Origin of the sequence: Actinomyces sp. S6-Spd3 (assembly GCF_000758755.1) — a bacterium.
In the GTDB taxonomy this organism is placed as follows: domain Bacteria; phylum Actinomycetota; class Actinomycetes; order Actinomycetales; family Actinomycetaceae; genus Pauljensenia.
The window spans coordinates 1-623 of sequence record NZ_JRMV01000092.1; the positions used below are offsets into that span (position 1 = coordinate 1).

A 623-nucleotide genomic window follows, 5' to 3' on the forward strand; every position below is an offset into this window, starting at 1 on the left:
GGTTCATGAAGGTTTTCCACCCAGCCGTTTGTGCCATCAATTCTGAGGTAATCGGCTCCCTCTTCAACGAGCACACCCAGTTTGGCAAGTTCGGTGGCGATCGCTTTAAGGCGGTCGGTTTCGTGTCCGCGAAGATGTTCTATACCCGTGATATTTGAGGGGGTGTTTGTGAACGCACAGATTGCGGCAAGTGTAGGAACGAGTTCTCCAACCTGGGACATGTCGCCATTAAATCCTTGAAGGTCCCCGGCGCGAAGGCACAGCGTGCCGTACACGGTGCCTTGCGGCACGAGGTTTACGTCGGCACCCATTTGGCGCAAAATAGGTAGCCACTCGTTGCCTGCCTGCGTGGTTTGGAGCGGCCAGTAGGGGATGCGAACGTGGCCGCCGGTAACTGCGGCGGCGGCGAGGAACGGGCCGGCGTTAGAAAGATCTGGCTCTATCACCGCGTCGCGTCCGCTAATGTCGCCGCGTTTAACCCGCAGTGTGCGCTCACCCGTCCAATCGGCGTCTACGCCACGTAGACGCATCGCGGCAAGCGTCATTTCCACGTGTGGTCGCGATGGAAGTGTGCCCTCTAGCTCAATCTCTATAAACTCCCGATCGCTTTCTAGCAACGGAGC

Annotated in this window: 1 protein-coding gene; it reads right to left on the reverse strand. The window is 57.9% G+C overall.

Features of this window, described 5'->3' with window-relative positions; all coding sequences use genetic code 11:
- A partial coding sequence (locus tag HMPREF1627_RS00550; RefSeq protein WP_420705302.1) for a 3-phosphoshikimate 1-carboxyvinyltransferase occupies positions 1-545 on the reverse strand: 545 nt, incomplete at its 3' end.
- Positions 546-623 lie beyond the last annotated feature (78 nt).